Annotated in this window: 17 protein-coding genes; 2 read left to right on the top strand and 15 right to left on the bottom strand. The window is 59.3% G+C overall.

Annotated features, from left to right (window positions below):
• Positions 1-3: 3 nt before the first annotated feature.
• Entirely contained in the window at positions 4-777 is a 774-nt protein-coding gene (locus tag AC3ISI_RS14230) for an enoyl-CoA hydratase (RefSeq protein WP_489337552.1), read from the top strand.
• A gap of 107 nt (positions 778-884) precedes the next feature.
• Here the strand turns inward: AC3ISI_RS14230 and AC3ISI_RS14225 are convergent, their stop codons facing one another.
• From AC3ISI_RS14225 to arnB, 13 genes are all read right to left on the bottom strand, one after another.
• On the bottom strand, positions 885-2036 hold the full coding sequence (locus AC3ISI_RS14225) for an acyl-CoA dehydrogenase family protein (RefSeq protein WP_489337551.1): 1152 nt from the start codon (positions 2034-2036) through the stop codon (positions 885-887).
• Between the two features lie 3 nt (positions 2037-2039).
• Positions 2040-3146: an enoyl-CoA hydratase/isomerase family protein gene (locus tag AC3ISI_RS14220; RefSeq protein WP_489337550.1), complete on the bottom strand. Its 1107-nt coding sequence runs from the start codon at positions 3144-3146 to the stop codon at positions 2040-2042.
• 193 nt (positions 3147-3339) lie between these two features.
• Positions 3340-4047, bottom strand: coding sequence for an HPP family protein (locus AC3ISI_RS14215; protein ID WP_489337549.1), 708 nt, complete (start codon positions 4045-4047; stop codon positions 3340-3342).
• A 162-nt stretch (positions 4048-4209) separates the two neighbouring features.
• Complete coding sequence (locus AC3ISI_RS14210; RefSeq protein WP_489337548.1) at positions 4210-5388, bottom strand: MFS transporter; 1179 nt, start codon at positions 5386-5388, stop codon at positions 4210-4212.
• A gap of 249 nt (positions 5389-5637) precedes the next feature.
• Positions 5638-7173 carry an ArnT family glycosyltransferase gene (locus AC3ISI_RS14205; RefSeq protein ID WP_489337714.1) on the bottom strand — a complete coding sequence of 512 codons (1536 nt, stop codon included), beginning with the start codon at positions 7171-7173 and terminating at the stop codon, positions 5638-5640.
• A gap of 53 nt (positions 7174-7226) precedes the next feature.
• Positions 7227-8606, bottom strand: coding sequence for a UDP-glucose dehydrogenase family protein (locus AC3ISI_RS14200; RefSeq protein ID WP_489337547.1), 1380 nt, complete (start codon positions 8604-8606; stop codon positions 7227-7229).
• A complete protein-coding gene (gene arnF, locus AC3ISI_RS14195; RefSeq protein WP_489337546.1) occupies positions 8603-9004 on the bottom strand; it encodes a 4-amino-4-deoxy-L-arabinose-phosphoundecaprenol flippase subunit ArnF in 402 nt (133 codons plus the stop codon). Before arnF ends, AC3ISI_RS14200 begins: the two co-directional genes overlap by 4 nt.
• On the bottom strand, positions 9001-9345 hold the full coding sequence (gene arnE, locus AC3ISI_RS14190; RefSeq protein ID WP_489337544.1) for a 4-amino-4-deoxy-L-arabinose-phosphoundecaprenol flippase subunit ArnE: 345 nt from the start codon (positions 9343-9345) through the stop codon (positions 9001-9003). The genes arnF and arnE overlap by 4 nt, the downstream gene beginning before the upstream one ends.
• Positions 9342-10991 (bottom strand): lipid IV(A) 4-amino-4-deoxy-L-arabinosyltransferase, encoded by a 1650-nt coding sequence (gene arnT, locus AC3ISI_RS14185; RefSeq protein WP_489337543.1) that lies wholly within the window; start codon positions 10989-10991, stop codon positions 9342-9344. Before arnT ends, arnE begins: the two co-directional genes overlap by 4 nt.
• Positions 10988-11872: a 4-deoxy-4-formamido-L-arabinose-phosphoundecaprenol deformylase gene (gene arnD / locus AC3ISI_RS14180; protein ID WP_489337542.1), complete on the bottom strand. Its 885-nt coding sequence runs from the start codon at positions 11870-11872 to the stop codon at positions 10988-10990. The genes arnT and arnD overlap by 4 nt, the downstream gene beginning before the upstream one ends.
• Entirely contained in the window at positions 11872-13863 is a 1992-nt protein-coding gene (gene arnA / locus AC3ISI_RS14175; RefSeq protein ID WP_489337541.1) for a bifunctional UDP-4-amino-4-deoxy-L-arabinose formyltransferase/UDP-glucuronic acid oxidase ArnA, read from the bottom strand. The genes arnD and arnA overlap by 1 nt, the downstream gene beginning before the upstream one ends.
• On the bottom strand, positions 13860-14879 hold the full coding sequence (gene arnC / locus AC3ISI_RS14170; RefSeq protein ID WP_489337540.1) for an undecaprenyl-phosphate 4-deoxy-4-formamido-L-arabinose transferase: 1020 nt from the start codon (positions 14877-14879) through the stop codon (positions 13860-13862). Before arnC ends, arnA begins: the two co-directional genes overlap by 4 nt.
• Positions 14876-16024 (bottom strand): UDP-4-amino-4-deoxy-L-arabinose aminotransferase, encoded by a 1149-nt coding sequence (arnB, locus tag AC3ISI_RS14165; protein ID WP_489337539.1) that lies wholly within the window; start codon positions 16022-16024, stop codon positions 14876-14878. Before arnB ends, arnC begins: the two co-directional genes overlap by 4 nt.
• A 420-nt stretch (positions 16025-16444) precedes the next feature.
• On the opposite strand from arnB, the gene AC3ISI_RS14160 reads away from it, so the two are divergent.
• A complete protein-coding gene (locus tag AC3ISI_RS14160) occupies positions 16445-17347 on the top strand; it encodes a site-specific integrase (protein ID WP_489337538.1) in 903 nt (300 codons plus the stop codon).
• Positions 17348-17349: 2 nt separating this feature from the next.
• Here the strand turns inward: AC3ISI_RS14160 and AC3ISI_RS14155 are convergent, their stop codons facing one another.
• Positions 17350-18420: an ABC transporter ATP-binding protein gene (locus tag AC3ISI_RS14155; RefSeq protein WP_489337537.1), complete on the bottom strand. Its 1071-nt coding sequence runs from the start codon at positions 18418-18420 to the stop codon at positions 17350-17352.
• Complete coding sequence (locus AC3ISI_RS14150) at positions 18417-20015, bottom strand: ABC transporter permease (RefSeq protein ID WP_489337536.1); 1599 nt, start codon at positions 20013-20015, stop codon at positions 18417-18419. The genes AC3ISI_RS14155 and AC3ISI_RS14150 overlap by 4 nt, the downstream gene beginning before the upstream one ends.
• Between the last annotated feature and the right edge of the window lies 1 nt (position 20016).

Here is a 20016-nt window from a genome sequence, read left to right as displayed (position 1 = left end):
TTTGTGAGCTACGAAACAATTTTGCTGGAAACCCACGGCCGCGTCGGCCTGATTACCTTGAACCGTCCGCAAGCGTTGAATGCGTTGAATGCGCAGATCGTCAGCGAACTGAACCACGCCCTCGATGGCCTGGAAGCCGATTCAAACATCGGCTGCATTGTGCTGACCGGCTCGAAAAAATCCTTCGCCGCCGGTGCCGATATCAAGGAAATGGCCGAGCTGACCTACCCGCAAATCTACATCGACGACCTGTTCAGCGACAGCGACCGCGTGGCCAACCGCCGCAAGCCGATCATCGCGGCGGTCAACGGCTTTGCCCTCGGCGGCGGTTGTGAGCTGGCACTGATGTGCGACTTCATCCTGGCCGGTGACAACGCCAAATTTGGCCAGCCGGAAATCAACCTCGGCGTGCTGCCGGGCATGGGCGGCACCCAGCGCCTGACCCGCGCCGTGGGCAAGGCCAAGGCCATGGAAATGTGCCTGAGCGGGCGTTTGATCGATGCGGTGGAAGCGGAGCGTTGCGGCATCGTTGCGCGGATCGTGCCGGCGGATGAACTGCTGGACGAAGCGCTGAAAGTAGCGGCGTTGATCGCGAAGAAGTCGCTGCCGATTGCGATGATGGTCAAGGAAAGTGTGAACCGCGCGTTCGAAGTGAGCCTGTCCGAAGGCGTGCGCTTTGAGCGTCGGGTGTTCCATGCGGCGTTTGCGACGCAGGATCAGAAGGAAGGGATGGCGGCGTTTATTGCCAAGCGTGAGGCTGAATTCCAAGGTAAGTGATGTAGCGTTTTCGCGGACGCCTTCGCAGGCAAGCCCGCTCCCACAGGGATCTCCAGTGTTCAAGAGATCCCTGTGGGAGCGGGCTTGCCCGCGATGCTTTTAAGGTTTCACACCAGGTAGTGCTTCAACTCACGGGCGATCACCATCCGCTGTATCTCGCTCGACCCTTCGTAAATCTGCGTAATCCGCGCATCCCGGTAGTACTTCTCCACCGGATAGTCTTCCAGATACCCATAACCGCCATGAATCTGAATCGCGGACGAGCACACCTTTTCGGCTATTTCCGAGGCGAATAGCTTGGCCTGTGAGGCTTCCGACAGGCAGGGTTTGCCGGCGGTGCGCAGGCGTGCCGCGTGCAGGATAAGCAATCGCGCGGCGTTCAACTGCATGTGCATGTCGGCGAGCATGTTGGCGATGCTTTGGTGTTCATTGATCGTTTTGCCGAACTGCACCCGATCCCGCGAATACGCTAGGGCTGCTTCGAACGCGGCACGGGCGATGCCCAAGGCTTGCGCGGCGATGCCGATGCGACCGCCTTCGAGGTTGGACAGGGCGATGGCCAGGCCTTTGCCGCGTTCACCCAGCAGGTTGGCTTCTGGAATGGTGCAGTTGTTCAACGTTACCGCGCAGGTGTCCGAGGCGCGAATGCCCATCTTGTGTTCAGTGCGATCGACGATAAAACCGGCGCTATCGGTCGGCACCAGGAATGCTGAGATACCGCGCTTGCCCAGGTCCGGATCGGTCACGGCAAACACAATCGCCAGTTTCGCCCGCTTGCCGTTGCTGACAAATTGCTTGGCACCGTTGATCACCCACTGGCCGTCGCGCAGTTCGGCGCGAGTGCGCAGGTTGTGCGCTTCGGAGCCTGCTTGCGGCTCGGTCAGGCAGAAGCAGCCGATGGCCTGGCCGCTGGCAAGATCCGGCAGCCAGGTCTGTTTCTGTTCTTCAGTGCCGTAATTGAGGACCGGTCCGCAGCCCACGGAGTTATGGATACTCATCAGCGCACCGGTAGCACCGTCGCCTGCTGAAATCTCTTCCACCGCCAGCGCATAGGCGACGTAGTCGACATAGGTGCCGCCCCATTCTTCAGGCACCACCATGCCCAGCAGCCCGAGTTCACCCATTTTCGCCACCAGACCGTCGTCGATCCAGCCAGCCTTTTCCCAGGCCTGGGCGTGAGGCGCGATTTCACCACGGGCAAAGTCCCGGGCCATGTCGCGGATCATGACTTGCTCTTCGCTCAATTCGATATCGTGCATGGCTCAGTTCCCGCTTTCGTCAAGGCCGGTGAAGAAACTCGCGACATGCTTGGCGTCCAGCGCCTGCAAGGTCGGCGGGTTCCAGCGCGGCGTCTTGTCTTTGTCGATCAGCAAGGCGCGTACGCCTTCGATCAGGTCGCCGCGCTCGAACCATTGACGGTCCAGGTGCAGCTCCAGGGCGAAGCAGTCTTCCAGACTCAAGCGCCGACCACGACGGAGCATTTCCAGGGTCACGCCCATGGCTAGCGGGGAACGGCTGTCCAGCAGGTCGGCGGTGGTCTGTGCCCACTCATGGCTGTCGGCAATCGTCACTTCACGCAGTTGCTCAACAATACTCGGCACATCGGGCAAGGCGAAGAAGTGGTCGATGGCCGGGCGCAATGCTTCTAACGGTGCATCGGGCAGGTGCTGTACCGCGAGTTTAGAGAGCAAGCCCTGAAGGTCTTTGAACGGTGTGTCGTGCCATTCGAGCTGATCAAGCTTCTCGTCGAGCGCGGCCAGTTTTTCGCTCTCCAGATACCAGTCGGCCAACCCGCAATAGAGCGCATCCGCCGCGCGAATCTGCACGCCGCTGACGCCGAGGTAGATCCCCAGCTCGCCGGGGATGCGTGGCAGGAAGTAGCTGCCGCCGACGTCCGGGAAGTAGCCGATGCCGACTTCCGGCATCGCCAGTCGGCTTTTTTCCGTGACCACTCGCAAATCGGCGCCTTGCACCAGACCCATGCCGCCACCCAAGACGAAGCCGTCCATCAGGGCGAGCACGGGTTTGCGGTAATGGTGGATGGCGAGGTCGAGGGCGTACTCCTCGACAAAGAAATCCTGGTGAAGTGTGTCGCCGCTTTTGAAACTGTCATACAGCGAACGAATATCGCCACCGGCACAGAAGGCTTTCTCGCCGGCACCGCGCAAGACCACCGCATGCACCTGTGAATCCTCAGCCCAGGCGTCAAGCTGACGTTGCAGGTTGCGCACCATGTCCAGGGTCAAGGCGTTAAGACCGGCGGGGCGATTGAGGGTCAGGTGACCGATGTGGTTGCGAATCTCGGCCAGCACTTCGTTTTGCGTGGCATCCATGGACGAAGTCCCCTTCGATGAAACCTGAGCAGTCATCGATAACTCCCTGCTTTTATTGTTCTTTATAGAGATGCTCGCGAGCGAGCGATGCAGGATCGTACCAGTGCAAATTTGTGATGTACAACGGGGATATGTGCAGGTTCTGTCTGCGTTTTTGCCTTAAGGCCAATGCTTTCCGGATCCCTGCACCAAACCTGTGGGAGCGAGCTTGTTCCCACAAGGGGGGGCGTCAAATTCGGTTGCTGAGTACTTCGCTGATACTGCGCCGCTTGGCATGCAATTCACTGGCATGAATCAGCTGTTCGAGGTCTTCAGGCGTGACGTCGAAGAACGCTTCCATGTCTGCCAGCGCCAGTTTCAGGTCCTGGGCGGTGATGGCCTGGGTGTCAACGGGCGAGTAGTCGGCGGGGATTGTGGCCACTGGTTCGCTGGCGCGCTTCGGGTAGCGGATGCGCGTCAGGTTGTTGTATACCAGAGCGCTGAGCAGCATCGCTGATGCACCCAGCATCACCGGGCCGAGGGCTTTCCAGTCCATGGATAGGGTGGCCGGGTCCGCCAACACCAGCGTCAACGCCAAAGCGCCCGCTGGTGGATGCAGGCAACGCAGCCAACACATCAGAATCAGCGCGATGCCCGCCGCCAGGCAGGCGCTGCCGAGGGTCCGTCCAAGCACATGGGCGACCAGCAGCGAGACCACCCCGGCACTCAAGTAGCCGCCGAGAATCGACCAGGGTTGCGCGAGCGCACCGGAGGACACAGCGAACAGCAACACCGCTGACGCGCCCAGTGGACCGATGAGGTGCAGTGCCACGTCGATGCCAAACACTTGCCCGCAAACCCAGACGCTGAGCATCGTCCCCAGGGCCATGCCGATGGCGGCGCGGCTCCACTCGGAAGGTCGGGTGTTAATGGCAGCGGGCAACCAGCGAGCGAGCATGATGAAATCGATCCGTAAGCAAAAAACTTGAGCAAAAAAAAGGGCTTGGCTGGGATATCCAGAAAGCCCTTGAAGGTGTTCCAACTATTGGGGGAGGAACGGGGCACAGTGTGCCGGTGATTTCATCTACTGACAAATTCATATTAATGAAGATTGAGTGCATTAATTTTGCGGTATGGTAACCCGCTGTCCACTTATGACGCAGAGGAAACCACCCAGTGCTGCCAGTGCACTCATGGCATAGAACATCGTAGGGGCGGGCGTGTGCATCAGCAGGAAACCGCAAATCACCGGGCTTAATGCGCCGCCAAGCGCTGCAAGGTTCTGCGCGCCGTAATAACTGCCGCGCAGGTCCTGCGGGGCCAATGTGTCGACGAAGAGAAATTCGGCGGGGTAAATGATTATTTCACCGAGTGTGAAGATGAACATGGCCACGCACCACGACACCAGACTGTCCGCCAGGCTGAAACCAATCAAGCCGACGATGAACAGGCTCGTGCCGCCGGCAATCCAGTAGCGTAGTTGTTCGCGCTTGAGGAGCCGGCCGACCTGGTATTGCAGCAGGATCACGCTGATGGCGTTGCAGGCGAGCAGGGCGGCCATGGTGTCCATGGTCCGTTTTGAATCGTGGGTCATCAGCAGGTATTGCGACAAGTAGAGGGTGAAGCGCCCGTGGACCACGGTACTGAGCAGGCAGCCACACGTGAACAGGATCAGCGTGCGGTCGTTCTTCAGGGTGATCAGCGTCTTGAGAAAGCTCTGGGGCTCGCCAAGGTGGGATGCCGGGGCCGAGTCCCGGGGTATCCCGATCATCAAAAAGATGCTGAAAAACGCGATGCCGCCGGCGATCCAAAACGGTGCAATCGGGTACACGCCGGCAATCACCACGCCGAGCATTGGCCCGATAGCATAGCCAATGTTGGTCAATGTGTAGCTCAGCGAAAAGGCCTTGGCGCGCTGCCCCAGGGGCAGACTTTCGCTGAGGATCGCTTTCGATCCAATCAGGAACAGCGCGGAGGCGGTTTCGGTGATCACCAGGGTGGCGGTGGTCAGGTAAAGGTTTTCGGCAAACGTCAGCAGTACAAAGCCAATGGCGCTGGAGAGCATGGTGAGGACCAGCAGACGACGTTTTTCCAGGCGGTCGATGATGTAGCCGCCGTAAAGCGCAAGCAGGGTGGCGATGAACACCGCGATACCCAGCAGCAGACCGACGTCCTGTTGGTTGAGGCCGAGTTTGTTGCTCAGGAACAGCGTGAGCAGCGGACTGGTGATGGCGCGGCTGACGACAATCGTAAGGGACACGATCATCAACCGGCGGATAACGAGCGAGTAAGTGGCCACGGGGGGCAAATGTCCTTATTTAGTTTTGTAGTGTTCGCCGTCAGTCCGAGTTGCGGCCAATCGCGAGCAGGCTCGCTCCTACTTTTGGAATGCATTCCCCTTTGGGAGCGACGGTGCGACGATTCGACCTGCTCGCGAAGGCGCCAGTCCATACAACGCCATCTTCAAACCAGCCAGCGATCAAGAGTACGGGCCGATTCCATCTTTTCCAGCTAAATGTGCAGTTTGCTTTACGTAGCCGTTGCCGCCTTACTGCACTAAGTGCAGCAACACGAAATCGTTATTGTCGAAACGCCCGCTCAACACCGGCCGCAAGTTACCCAAGGGAGTGCCCTGCAAGGCGTTGTAAGCGTTCAGGTCCATCATCAACCACGCTGGCCCTGAGAAGCTTTGCAGTTCCTGGATGGAGTCGGTGAACAGCGGTTGTAAGTCATGCGGGATGTTGATCATGAACTTGATTGCTTTGGCATCTTTGCCCATGCCGTGCAGCACCAGCGGTGCTGGCGCTCCTTGAACCTGTTCATAGACGGCAAGGCTAAAAGTGCGGGTGTCATAGAGCCGGCGCTCGGCCGGTTCCAGCACGCTCATGTAAGCCGACCACACCGCCAGCACCGCGCAAAACGCTAGTGCCTGCGCTCGCCAATGGGGCTTGAACAGCATAGCGAGACCGATCGCTTGAAGAGCGCCGAGCAGAATCACTACCGAACGAATCGACGTCACTTGCTCGGGAAACCGGTGCTGAGCAACCACCAACCCGACGATCATGAGCATCGGGGTCAGCAACCATGCTCCTTGCATCAACCCGCGCAGCGCGGCAAACAATCGACCCTGTGCCACCTGAAACGGATACGCCGCGATGATTGCTGCCATGGGCAACATCGGCAGCAGATAGCGGGCCTTTTTCGCCTGTGGAATCGACAACCCGATCATTACAACCAACCCAGCCGCCAGGCAGTATTTCAACAGGCGCCATGCCGGGCCAGCCTGCCTCGGCTTTGTCAGCGCGACCGCCGCCAACACCAGCCAGGCCAGCGGATAGGCGAGCGCATAGTTACCCATCGAACTGGTGAAGTAATACAGCGTACCGCTGGCGCCTTCGCTTCCGTCCATGCGCCCCATGAACTGCATGCGCACCACGTCCTGCATGAAGGCCGGGCCGCCATCGATCTTGGCCAACCACAACAATGCGCCGACGCACACCGCCAACAACACTGCCGACGTGAGGCCGAAGCCGAACAGCTGACGCCATTGGCGATTGAGCAAAAAGTAGCTGCACAAGATGCCCGTGGGCACCACCAGTCCGATCGGTCCGCGAACCCCGAAGCCAAGCATCAATAGCGTAAAAATCAGCCACCAACGACGCCGTGCAGCGAAGTGGTCGGCGGCATACCCCAGGTAAAACACCGAAAACGCGACCGCAGCGAGGATCAGGTCCTGGGACACCGCGCGGGCTTCGGTGATGAACGTGCTGGTCATCAACATCAAGGCGATGCTGAGCAGCGCCCAACGTTGGGAGTAGGGCGCCAGCAAGCGGTACATCAAGGTGACAATCACCGAGCCGGCCAGCGCGCTCGGCAGCCAGGCGCTGAGGCTGTTGACCTGCCCGAAAGGCAAGGACAGCAGCCAGATAAACAGCGTCGAAACGGCCGAGTAGTCGGCGTAGGGTTGGCCATAGGTGGTTGGAAACACCGATGGCCCGTTACGCAGCATTTCCTGGGCGAACATCACAAACCGAGAATCAAAACCGATGGCCGCCTGCTGATAAACCCCGGCACTGAATAGAATCAGTGCCAGTAACCCGATGCCCAGGGAGTGCTGTCGGGTCGATGATGACGGTATCAAGCGACGACCGAATCAGCGGGCCATTGTTGGAGTGGAATCGGCAGTTTGCGCGACTCACCACGGCCCATCGGGAAGTACTTGAAACCGCTGCGTTCAAGGCGTTCGGCGTCGTACAGGTTACGCCCGTCGAAGATCACTGGAGCGTTCAGACGCTGCTCGATCAAATCGAAATCCGGAGCCTTGAACTGCTGCCACTCGGTGCAGACGATCAAGGCATCGGCGCCCGACAGGACGGATTCCGGTGTGCCCATCAGCATCAGTTTCGATTCGTCCGGGTACAGCCGCTGGGTTTCCTGCATGGCTTCCGGATCGTACGCTCGCACGTTGGCCCCGGCTGCCCAGAGTGACTCCAGCAGAACCCGGCTCGGCGCATCACGCATGTCATCGGTGTTTGGTTTGAACGCCAGTCCCCAGACGGCAAAGGTCTTGCCGCGCAGATCGCCGCGGTAGAACGCCTTGATGCGCTCGAACAGCTTGTGCTTCTGGCGCTCGTTGATCGCTTCTACCGCTTGCAGCAAGTCGCTGGAGCAGTGTGCTTCCTGGGCGCTGTGAATCAGTGCGCGCATGTCTTTGGGGAAACATGAGCCGCCATAACCACAGCCGGGATAGATAAAGTGGTAACCGATGCGCGAGTCGGCACCGATGCCCAGGCGCACCGATTCGATGTCGGCGCCCAAGTGCTCGGCCAGTTCGGCGATCTGGTTGATGAAGCTGATCTTGGTGGCCAGCATGCAGTTGGCAGCGTACTTGGTCAGCTCGGCGCTGCGCAGGTCCATGAACATGACGCGATCGTGGTTGCGGTTGAACGGTGCATAGAGGTCGCGCATGACGTCGCGTACTTCGTCACGTTCGCAGCCAATGATGATCCGGTCCGGGCGGCGGCAGTCGGCGACAGCGGAGCCTTCTTTTAGAAACTCGGGGTTGGAGACGATATCGAACTGCAGTTCGCGGCCGATCCTGGCCAGGGATTTGTCGATATGCGCGCGCAATGCATCGCCGGTACCCACCGGTACCGTGGACTTTTCCACCAGAATCGCTGGTTGTTCGCGATGCCGCGCCACGGCGTCGCCGACGGACATCACGTAGCTGAGGTCCGCCGAACCATCCTCCCGGGACGGCGTGCCCACTGCAATGAACAGGACCTGACCATGTTGCACGGCCAGTTTCTCATCACTGGTGAATTGCAGCCGTTTGGCTTCCAGGCTTTCGCGTACCAGGCTGGCGAGCCCCGGTTCGAAGATGCTCACGTGGCCCTGTTGTAGTAGCGCGACTTTCTTCTCGTCAATGTCCATGCAGACCACATCGTGGCCAACTTCAGCCAGGACAGCTGCCTGGACCAGGCCCACGTAACCGCTACCAAATACACTGATTTTCATGATGCATCCCTGAGTTCGGTCGCGCGAACTGAACGAGAGTTAATGATGATGACCCCGAGCATGACTAATGCCACCCCGAGGGATTTTGAAAGGCTGAACGTTTCGTTAAACAGAGGCAGGCTGGCAGCCAGCAGGTACACCAGCGCGTAGCTGATGCTCAGCAGTGAATAGGCCCGACCCAGCGGCAAGTCGCGAAGGGCGGCCAGCCAGCAGAGCATTGAGAGGGCATAAGCCACAATCGCGCTCAGCACGACCACCACCGCAACGGGATCGATGCTGGCCACTAACAAGTGTTCTGGGGACGGCAGGCGAGTCATGCTCCAGCGCATGCCCAACTGCGCGGCACTGACCAGCAGCACGCTGCTCATGGCGAAGATGATGCCGCGACGAAGGCTCATGCGTGTTGCCCCAGCAAAACCACACCACCGATCACCAATGCCACGCCGCACCAGTGTCGGCGGTCGATCGTTTCATGGAAGACAAAACGGGCGACCAGAGTGACCAGTACAAAATTAAGACTCAACATCGGGTAGGCAATGCCGACTTCAAGGCGCTGTAACACCAGCAGCCAGACCAGCAAGCCCAATCCCAGCGAGGCGAGTGCCAGCCAGAGCCAAGGCGAGCGCAGTTTTTCGGTCCATGCTGAAGTCCGGCCGCGCCAGCTTTCTACGGCGTATTTCTGAGCAATCTGACCCAGGCACGTCAACAGGCACGCGACCAGAACCAGCAGCAGGCTCATGATGCCTCCTGAGGGAAAATCAGAATCACCAGGTTGCCCTGTTCATAACGTTTCCCGTCCTTGGGTAATAGTTCGATTTCCTGCAATTCGTCTTCACCCTTGACCCGCATGACCACCCCGACCGAGCCACTACGGCGAGCGTCTTGCATCCATTGCTGAATCTGGCCGACGGAAACGAGCTGCTGTACCGAATCAGGATAGGCAAGACCGTATTTCAACTCGCCTATCGAGTTGTACAGCGACACGTCCGGGTTTTTCATGCGCCAAGCCAGCGCCGACGCGGCACCGAGATCGTTACTCAGCAGTTTTCCGGTTTGCGACAGCTCATCCATGTGATGGAGGATGAATTGGTCGGGGGTCTTGTTGGCGACCACTGAATTGGGCAGTCCGGCCGGGATCAAACCGATCAGCAGCAGACTGCCGAACGCCGGTGCGGCCCAGCATTGCAGTGGCCTGAAAGCTTGCAGCAGGTTGGCCATGATCCAGCCGATCAAACCAATGAACACCAGCACCAGGTTGTGCAGTTCGTGGTCATACAGTGGTTTTTTCAGTTGCAGGTAGACCAGAGCGATCAGGGCCACCAAGCCCAGCACCAGGTTAAGTAAACCGTTGATCCCCAGTACCCGGCCCTGTTCCAGCTTCAGTCGGTCGGCCAGCGCATTACCCAACAGCAAAGCCAAGGGCAGCAGGCACGGCAGGATATAGCTCGGTAATTTGCCTTTGCTGATGCTGAAAAACACCAGTGGCATCACCATCCACAGCAGCAGAAAGCCAATGCTGGCCTGGCGTCGGGTTTGCCAGGCTTGTTTCAGTGCCGACGGCAACAACGCCGCCCACGGCATACTGAAGGCGACCAGCAACGGCAGGTAGAACCACCATGGCTCGTCATGCTGAGCGTCTTCGCCGGCAAAGCGCTGAATGTGCTCGTGCCAGAAGAAGAACCGCCAGTAATCGGACTCTTGCGAGTGAATCGACCACACCCACGGCAGACTCACCGCAATGGCCACGACAATCGCTACAGGGCCAAAGATCAACAGTTCTTTCCAGCGTTTTTGCCAGACCATATAGGGCAGGGCCACCAGCACCGGCAGCAACCAGGCAAGAAACCCTTTGGTCATGAAACCCATCCCGCAGGCCAGTCCCAGCACCGCCCAACTGATGAGCCTTTGGCCACGGCCGGCGCTGTCGAGCGCGAACCACAACGCTACCAGACTCAGGTTGACCCAAAAGGTGAACTGCGGATCAAGGTTGGCGTAACCCGCCTGTCCGGCGATGACGCTGAAACTCATGTAGAGCAGCGCGCAGGCAAAACTCTTGCGTGGATCGTTCCACAACCGGCGGGCGATCAGGAAGCACAGCAATACACTCAGGCCCAGGCTCAGTGCCGAGGCAAATCGCACGCCAAACAGGTTCTGACCGAACACCGCCTGGCTGGCAGCGATCATCCAGTAACCCGCCGCCGGTTTTTCGAAGTAGCGCACGCTCATGAAGTGCGGCGACACCCAGTTGCCGCTCAGGAGCATGTGCTGACTGATCTGCGCGTAGCGGGTTTCGTCCGGAATCCATAAACCATGAGAGCCCAGTGGCAGCAGATAGGCCAGGACGAACAGGAACAGCAGGAAGGGTAATGCCCAGCGTTTGCTCATGCGCCTTGCACTCCCAACCAGCCTTCGCGACCTTCAAGGGTGCCGCGCACGACACGTCCTGTGGGCAAGGTGTTGGGGGCGTCGGGCAGCAGATTGCCCAAGGGCTGGAAATGAATGTCACGCTGGCGTGCATCGGCCAGCAGCTGACGGAAATCGTTGGCCATCAGAATCCCTTCTACTTCAGCATGAATGGTGTAGACGTTGAGTTTTTCGGGGGAAAAGCGCTCAAGAATGAACGCGTTGAAATCCTGGGCAGCGACTGTCGGGCCGACCACCTCGTCAAAGGTTGGCAGGTCCACCGGGATTTGCGGTGCACCCAAACCACCGCCGGCCAGGGTCGGTTGAAACAGGCTCTGGCCCCGGCAGTCGCTGTTGTAGCGAAAGCCGAATGCTTCCTTGGCTTCGATCACGCGCTCGTCCGCGCGCCAACCGGCGGCGGCCGAACAGTCGACCTTGTTCCCGAGGATGTCGCTGAGCGTATCGACGCCCTGGCGGATCTGCTCGATCAGCTGTGCGTCGCTCCAGCGTCCGGCATTGGCCTGCCAACCATGGTGATCCCAGGCGTGCAGACCGACTTCATGCCCCGCAGCCTGAGCCTGGCGCATCAAATGCCCCAGATTCCGGCCGATCGGTTTACCGGGCCAAGCAGTACCGGCCAGCAAAATGTCCCAGCCGTACAACCCGGCAGCATTGGAACGCAGCATTTTCCAGAGGAATTGCGGACGGATCAGGCGCCACAAGTGGCGCCCCATGTTGTCCGGCCCGACACTGAAGAAAAACGTCGCCTTGACCTGCGCCTCATCGAGGATTTCCAGCAGCCGAGGCACCCCCTCACGGGTGCCTCGGTAGGTGTCGACATCGATTCGAAGGCCTGCCTGCATCAGCCTTTGTCCGCGATTTCGAGCATGGCTTCACGGAGGAAGAAGTCCAGTGTGTTGCCGATGGTCTCGCTCATCTCTACGGTTGGCGTCCAGTCCAGCAGACGTTTGGCGTTGGCGATGCTTGGTTTGCGGTGGGACACGTCCTGGTAGCCGGTACCGTAGAAGGCTTTGCTTTCTACGTCGCGGAAACCGGCGAACGGTGGGAAGTTGTCGCGCAATGGGTGAGCTTCGAACTGACGCAGCAGTTCTTCGCCCAACTGACGAATGCTGGCTTCGTTTTCCGGGTTACCGATGTTGATGATCTGACCGTTGCAGGCGTCGTTTTCGTTGTCGATGATCCGCGCCAGGGCTTCTACACCGTCAGCGATGTCAGTGAAGCAACGCTTCTGCTCGCCGCCATCGAACAGGCGAATCGGCGTGCCTTCTACCAGGTTCAGGATCAGCTGGGTAATGGCCCGGGAGCTGCCGATACGTGCCGAGTCCAGACGATCCAGACGTGGGCCCATCCAGTTGAAAGGACGGAACAGGGTGAAATTCAGGCCTTTCTGGCCGTAGGCCCAGATGACGCGGTCGAGCAACTGTTTGGAGACCGAGTAGATCCAGCGTTGCTTGTTGATCGGGCCAACGATGAGGTTGGAGGTGTCTTCGTCGAAGTTGTTGTCCTGGCACATGCCATAGACTTCGGAGGTCGACGGGAAAATCACGCGCTTGTTGTATTTGACGCAGTAGCGAACCAGTTTCAGGTTCTCTTCGAAGTCCAGTTCGAACACACGCAGTGGGTTACGGGTGTATTCGATCGGGGTGGCAATCGCTACCAGCGGCAGGATCACGTCGCACTTCTTGATGTGATACTCGATCCACTCGGAGTGAATGCTGATATCGCCTTCGACGAAGTGGAAGTTCGGGTGGCTGCGCAGGCGGTCGATGGCGTCCGAACCGATGTCCAGGCCGTAAACCTCATAACGATCGTCACGCAGCAGGCGCTCGGACAAGTGATTGCCGATGAAACCATTGACGCCGAGGATCAGCACGCGGGTGCGGCGTGGCGCACGACCGGATTCGGCGCCGCGCAGAACGGAACCGTCAACCAGACCCAATTCGTTGGCGAGTTGCGGGCCGCTAAGGTACAAACCATTGTCATTGCGTTGACCGGCGGTGATCACCAGCGAGTCTTCGCCACAAGCGATACGCAGTGGATCGACGCTGATCACACGGCCCGGTGCCAGACCTTCATTGCCTTTGGCAACTTCGGCACTCCAGACAATCAGCTTGTGCTCGCCCACGTCGCAGAACGCACCCGGATACGGCTGGGTAACAGCGCGAACCAGGTTAAACAGTTCTTCAGCGGGCTTTTTCCAGAGCAGTTTGCCGTCGGCCGCTGTGCGGCGACCAAATACTGTGGCTTTGGATTCGTCCTGAGCCGTTTCGGTGACTTTGCCTTGTAGCAACGCGGGTAGGGTGTCGCGCAACAGGTCGGCAGCGGCTACACGCAATTTACCGTGCAGGGTCAGCGCTGTGTCGCTGCGTTCAATGGCAACTATTTGCTGGGCGATGATCGCGCCGGCGTCGGCGCGCTTGACCATGCGGTGCAGGGTCACGCCGGTTTCGGTTTCACCGTTCACCAGCACCCAGTTGGCCGGCGCGCGGCCACGGTAGCGAGGCAGCAACGAGCCATGCAGGTTGAACGCACCTTTGCGGGCGGTGGCCAGCAATGGCTCGGTCAACAGGTTGCGGTAGTAGAACGAGAACAGGTAGTCAGGGTTGAGTTTGGCGATGCGCTCAATCCACAGCGGATGGTTGGCATCTTCAGGCGCATGCACCGGAATGCCTTTTTGGGCGCACAGCTGCGCAACGGAACCGTAGAAGGCGTTTTCTTTCGGATCATCGGCATGCGTAAACACCGCAGCAATTTCAAAGCCGGACGTGAGCAGGGATTCGATACCGGCACAACCAATATCGTGGTAGGCGAAGACAACAGCTTTTACGCTCATGAGAGAACCTGATCGGAAGAAGTGGAAGTAAGGCCGTCAACGGTGACAACGGGAGCGGGCGCGGAGGGTTGGCTACGCAAAACTTTTTCGACAAAGAAGCGGGGACGGGCGCGGACGTCGCTGTACATGCGTCCCAGGTACTCGCCCAGCAGGCCCATGCCGATGAATTGCCCGCCGGTGAAGACGAATAGCACGGCAAACAGCACGAACGAACCGTCACCGGCCCATTCAGCGCCAAATACCAAGCGCAAGAAAATCAACGCGAAGGCGAACAGCACCCCCAGGCCGGCCATGGCGAAACCGACAATGCTCAGCAGGCGCAACGGCGTGGTGGTCATGCAAGTGATCAGGTCGAACATCAGGTTGACCAGGCGCATGGGGCTGTACTTGGATTCACCGTGTTCACGTTCGGCGTGCATCACCAGGATTTCCGTAGTGTGCCGGGCAAAACTGTTGGCCAGAATCGGAATGAAAGTGCTGCGTTCGCGGCAGGCGAGCATCGCGTCGACGATGGTCCGGCGGTAAGCGCGCAGCATGCAGCCGTAATCGCTCATGGCAACACCGGTCGAGCGCTGCACGGCCATATTGATCAGTTTCGACGGCCAGCGACGCAGGGCCGAGTCCTGACGGTTGTTGCGCACGGTGGCGACCACGTCATAACCGAGCTCGGCCTGGGCAACCAGTCGCGGAATTTCTTCGGGCGGGTTTTGCAGGTCGGCATCGAGCGTGATGACGACATCACCTTTGCAGTGTTCGAACCCGGCCATGATTGCCGCGTGTTGGCCATAGTTGCGGTTGAGTATGACCGCGACCACCGGGCTGCCTTCGCGACTGGCGGCCTCTTCGAGGATTTGCGCCGAGTTGTCGCGACTGCCGTCATCCACCAGCACGATTTCGTATTCATGATGCAACTGCGCACAGGCCGCTTCGGTACGCCGTAGCAACTCGGGCAGGCTGTCTTGCTCGTTGTAAACCGGGATAACAACCGATACACAACGGATTGGGTAAGGTTTCACTGAGATCTGTCCATAACGTTTTCAATGGCATCGACCACACGATTGACATCATCGGTGGTCATGTCCGGGAACAAGGGGATCGAACATAGCCGCGCCGAATTCCATTCGGTGTTGGGCAAGTATATGTTCGGGAACCGCTGGCGATAATACGTGTGAAGGTGGGTGGCGATAAAGTGGATGCCGGTGCCAATGTTCTGTTCCTGCAAGCCTTTCATGAACGCTTCACGGTCGAGACCGCAGCGCTCGGCGTCGATACGCAGGATGAACAAGTGCCAGGCGTGTTGCTGCGGATACGTCGGCACCGCCAGCGGTTGCGCGGCAGAGCCTTCCAGGCGTTGCAGGTACGTTTGCGCCAGCGCGGTGCGTTTGGCGTTGATGTCGTCCAGACGCTCCAGTTGCACCAGGGCGATGGCAGCATTGATGTCAGCCAGGTTGTATTTGAAACCCGGCTCCATCACTTGCGCCTGAGGCTTGCGGCCATGGGTCATGCGGTCGTAGGCGTCGACGCCGAGGCCATGAAACTTGAGCATGCGCACCCGGCTGGCCAGCGCTTCATCGTCGCTGACGAACATCGCGCCTTCGGCGCAGGTCATGTTTTTGATAGCGTGGAACGAGAAGATAGCCGTGCCTTTGGAGCCAACGTGACGACCTTTGTAGAAGGTGCCGGCGGCATGGGCGGCGTCTTCGATAACAGGAATGCCGTGTTTGTCGGCCAGCGCATAGAGCGGGTCGAGGTCGAAGGCGGCGCCGGCGTAGTGCACCGGAATGATCGCTTTGGTACGCGGGGTGATGGCCGCCTCGATGCTTGAGAGGTCGCTCATCAGCGTGTCGCGGTCAACGTCGACGAACACTGGAGTAGCGCCCAGCAGGCAGATCATGTTGGCGGTGGACACCCACGTCTGCGAGGGAGTAATGACTTCGTCGCCAGGACCAATGCCCAATGCCAGCAACGTGATATGCATGCCGCCGGTGGCCGAAGAAAGTGCAACGGCGTGCCGGCACCCGACGTAGTTGGCGAACTGTTCTTCCAGCTGTTGGTTTTTCGGCCCGGTGGTGATCCAGCCGGAGCGCAATACTTGCTCTACCGCTGCAATTTCTTCATCGCCGATACTGGGGCGGGAGAAGGGGAGAAACGCCTGGCTCATGGGTACCTCGGGCTGGGATTGGACACTCAGTGACACTGGATTGGTTGGATCCAAGGCAAGCGTAGTCGATTAAAAATTAGCTGCTTCAATCGGTTACGCAAATTACATTACAAACCGCTTCAATTGACTTTTTCTATTCGGGTCGGCACGTTGGAGGCTTGCGAGGGACCGTCGCGGCTCATTGAGGGTAAGCGTATTTTCGTGAAAGGAACATGAAAACCCGGTCGGCAAATCGTTTATCTGAGGCTTATACAGCCGTTGTTCAGTCTCTTGCCAATCTTCGCTACTTTATAAGAAACGTACTACAGAAGTCTTCGCTGTATATGAGCGATGTTTTCAACCTTAGTTGTATTACTGCAATGTTCTCACTCAAGGCCGTCTCGTTTGATTGACTTACCTGTTATCCATCCTGTTGCGTCAATGACCAATCCGTTGACCCTGTACCTGGCCCGGCTGGCACCTTCCAGTCAGCTGACCATGCGTTATGTTTTACAGGATGCAGCAGACCGTTTGGGCTTCGACGATATGAATATCGAAGAGATTCCCTGGCATCAGCTTCAGCCAGAAAACGTCATTGCGCTGGTCGCGGCGTTACGCGAAGACGGCTATGCGCCCAATACCTCTTCGCTGTACGTGAATGCGGTGCGCGGCGTGATGAATGAAGCCTGGCGCATGAGCCTGATCAGTCAGGATCATCTGCTGAAAATGCGCTCGGTCAAAGGGATTGCCGGCACCCGGTTGTCCCAGGGACGTAACTTGCGGCGCACGCTGATTCAGGAGTTGATGGCGGTCTGTGCCGCCGACCCACGACCACAAGGATTACGGGACGCGGCGATCATCGGGATTTTGTACGGTTCAGGCATGCGCAAGTCCGAGTCAGTGAACCTGGACCTGTCACAGGTCGATTTTGCCGAGCGCAGCTTGCGGGTCACGGCCAAGGGCAACAAGCAATTGATCAAGTACGCACCGGCCTGGGCCTTGGCCAAACTGGAGGCCTGGCTGGCGTTTCGTCGATCGCAACTCAAGGAAGGCGAGGTAGACGACCCGTTTCTGTTCAATCGTATCCGTCGCGGCAGCCATATAACCCGTGAGCGCGTGACCAAACATGCGATCTATTACATTGCGCGCCAGCGCGGTGCCGAAGTCGGGGTGAAGATCATGCCGCATGATTTTCGCCGTTCGTTCATCACCCGCGTCATCGAAGAACACGATTTGTCGATCGCGCAGAAACTGGCGCATCACAGCAATATTCAGACGACCGCCAATTACGATGTGCGCGACGACAATGAGCGGCGCCGCGCAGTGGACCGCTTTGATCTTTAACGTTACGACCCGCTGAACACGTGGGCATGGCCGATGGTCGAGACGTGGACCGCGCTGCCGGCAGGGGGCGCATACATGCCTGAACCGCGTACCGTCAATGACCGGCCGGACTGTTCGCCGGAAGTGGGGGCTTCTAATTCCACGGTCAATGTGCAGGTGTTGCCGCTGAAGTCGCGCTCTGTCACTACGGCGCGGCACCCGGCCATCTCGGTGGGGTTCGGCTGGATGCTGACGAGTTGCAACTGCTCGGGGCGTAGCATGATCTGCGCCGAATGGTTGTTGCGGTGGTTGTTCACCGGTATCCGGCCGAGGTCGCAATGCGCCCAGCCGGCTTCGATTTTGGCAGGCATGACCACGGCATCCCCGAGAAACAGCGCGGTTTGTTCGTCGTCGGGGTAGCGGTACAGATCTAGTGGGTGGCCTGACTGCACGAGCCGACCGCCACGCATCACCGCCAGTTGATCGGCAAACGACAGGGCTTCGCTCTGGTCATGGGTGACCAGAATGGTGGTGACACCGGCATCGGACAGCAGTCGGGCGACCATTTTGCGCATGGCGCCTCGAAGGCCGGTATCGAGGGCTGAAAACGGCTCGTCCAGCAACATCAAGCGCGGCTGTTGCGCCAACGCTCGTGCCAGTGCCACACGTTGTTGCTGGCCACCAGAGAGCTCATGGGGCCAACGTTGGGCCATGTTCGCATCCAGGGCCACGCTGTCCATCAGCTCGGCAATTCGTTCGTTTTTCTCGCTGCTCTTGCTCGAAAGCCCGAATCCGATATTGGCCGCTACGGTCATGTGCGGGAATAGCGCGCCGTCCTGAGGAACGTAGCCAATCAGGCGCTGATGTGCCGGCACCTCATGAGTGCCGTCGACGAGCGTCTGGCCATTGAGTGTTAGACGGCCGGTGTCCGGGAACTCGAAGCCGGCGATCATCCGCAACAAGGTGGTTTTACCCGAGCCGGACGGGCCGACAATCACTGTCCGGCTGCCAGCGGGTACCGACAGGTTGATGCTCTCCAGCGCCTTTTGGTCGCCGTAAGACTTGGATATGGCATGCAATTCAAGAGCGTTCATCGGCCAGCCGTTCGTTTGGATTGGTGATAAAGAAGTCCGGTCAGCGGGAGCGACAGCAGGATCATCAATAGGGCATAGGGGGCGGCAGCGGCATAGTCGATTTCGCTGGTCATGGCCCAGAAACCGGTGGCCAGGGTGCGCGTACCATTGGGCGCGAGCAACAGGGTAGCGGTGAGCTCGTTGGTGATCGCCAGAAACACCAGCGCCGCCCCGGCGGCAGCGCCCGGCGCGGCCAGGCGCAGAGTAATCAGCCACAAGGCCCGACCCGGCGAGCGGCCGAGACTGCGTGCGATGTTTTCCAGTTCCACCGGTGCCTGGGCTATTCCCGCCCGTAAACTCACCAGGGCACGGGGCAAGAACATCAGCAGATACGCCAGCAGCACGGTGATCGTGGTCTGGTAAATCGGTCGGGCAAAATGGATGGTGAAGGTTACCAGGGCCAGGGCGACGACAATCCCTGGCAACGAACTGGTGATGTAGTTGCAGCTTTCCAGTACCCGCTGTAAACGGCCGGGAGAGCGAATCGACAGCCAGGCAATCGGGATCGCGGCGCAGGTGGTCAGGACTGCGCCCGCGGCGCCTAGCTGCAGCGTCTGTTGCAGCGCCGGCATCAGCTCGTCCATCTGCCAGACCTGTGTGCCACCGGCAATCAGCCACTTGCCCAGAGTGATCAACGGCACACCCAGCGCCAGGGCGCAGGTGAAGGCTTGCAGCAGCAGGCCGAGGATCGTTGCCGGCGAGTCCAGGCGCACAAGCCGCTGAGTGCGAGCGCTTCCCGATCCGACCCTGGCGTAACGCGCTGTGCCGCGAGCGGCGGACTCGGCGGTCAGCATCGCCAGGCAACACAGGGCCAACACGCTGGCCAGCATGTTGGCGGCAGGGCCGTTGAAGGTGGATTTGAACTGGTCGAAGATCGCCGTGGTAAAGGTGTCAAAGCGAATCATCGCGTACAAGCCATACTCGGCCAGCAAGTGCAGGCCCACCAACAAGGCTCCCCCGCAAATGGCCAGGCGCAGCTGCGGCAGCACCACACGGAAAAAAACCGCCCAAGGCTTGAGCCCCAGTGATTCGCCAACGTCCTCGATGGCCGGGTCGAGCCGACGCAGCGTGGCAGCAATCGGCAGGTACAGAAACGGGAAGTAGGCAATGACCGAGACCAGGACGCCAGCAGGCAGCCCGTGAATCGACGGCACCAGGCTCACCCACGCATAGCTGTGAACGAAGGCCGGTACGGCCAGTGGCGCCGTCGCCAACAGTGACCACCAGCGTCGGCCCGGCAGGTTGGTGCGCTCTGTCAGCCAGGCCAGCGCCAGGCCGAGCATGACGCACAACGGAATGGTGATCACCACCAACAATACGGTGTTGATCAGTAATTCAGCGACACGAGGTCGAAAGACCAGGGGCACGATGGCCGCCCAGCCTGTCTGGATCGACACGCCGATCACGAAGGCAATCGGCAGCAGCGACAGGAGCGAGACCAGTACGGACAAACCGATCACCCACGCGCCACCGCGACCTGCGAAGACGCCCCGGGAGCGTCGTCGCAAGTTCGAAGGTATCGCCGAGGCGACACCCCCTGGCAAGGTTTCAGGCATC

This window comes from Pseudomonas sp. GL_139_B, assembly GCF_057834475.1.
The sequence above is the reverse complement of the archived record's forward strand: the minus strand, read 5'-3'. Positions and strand labels throughout refer to the sequence as shown.

Bases quoted from the DNA above. Each gene is read 5' to 3' on its own strand.
- arnA (WP_489337541.1), bottom strand. From the start codon at position 13,863: ATGAGCGTAAAAGCTGTTGTCTTCGCCTACCACGATATTGGTTGTGCC.
- arnF (WP_489337546.1), bottom strand. From the start codon at position 9,004: ATGAGCCTTCGTCGCGGCATCATCTTCGCCATGAGCAGCGTGCTGCTG.
- AC3ISI_RS14155 (WP_489337537.1), bottom strand. From the start codon at position 18,420: ATGAACGCTCTTGAATTGCATGCCATATCCAAGTCTTACGGCGACCAA.
- AC3ISI_RS14215 (WP_489337549.1), bottom strand. From the start codon at position 4,047: ATGCTCGCTCGCTGGTTGCCCGCTGCCATTAACACCCGACCTTCCGAG.
- arnD (WP_489337542.1), bottom strand. From the start codon at position 11,872: ATGCAGGCAGGCCTTCGAATCGATGTCGACACCTACCGAGGCACCCGT.
- arnT (WP_489337543.1), bottom strand. From the start codon at position 10,991: ATGAGCAAACGCTGGGCATTACCCTTCCTGCTGTTCCTGTTCGTCCTG.
- AC3ISI_RS14150 (WP_489337536.1), bottom strand. From the start codon at position 20,015: ATGCCTGAAACCTTGCCAGGGGGTGTCGCCTCGGCGATACCTTCGAAC.
- AC3ISI_RS14220 (WP_489337550.1), bottom strand. From the start codon at position 3,146: ATGACTGCTCAGGTTTCATCGAAGGGGACTTCGTCCATGGATGCCACG.
- AC3ISI_RS14200 (WP_489337547.1), bottom strand. From the start codon at position 8,606: ATGAAAATCAGTGTATTTGGTAGCGGTTACGTGGGCCTGGTCCAGGCA.
- AC3ISI_RS14160 (WP_489337538.1), top strand. From the start codon at position 16,445: ATGACCAATCCGTTGACCCTGTACCTGGCCCGGCTGGCACCTTCCAGT.
- arnB (WP_489337539.1), bottom strand. From the start codon at position 16,024: ATGAGCCAGGCGTTTCTCCCCTTCTCCCGCCCCAGTATCGGCGATGAA.
- arnE (WP_489337544.1), bottom strand. From the start codon at position 9,345: ATGAGCCTGCTGCTGGTTCTGGTCGCGTGCCTGTTGACGTGCCTGGGT.
- AC3ISI_RS14225 (WP_489337551.1), bottom strand. From the start codon at position 2,036: ATGCACGATATCGAATTGAGCGAAGAGCAAGTCATGATCCGCGACATG.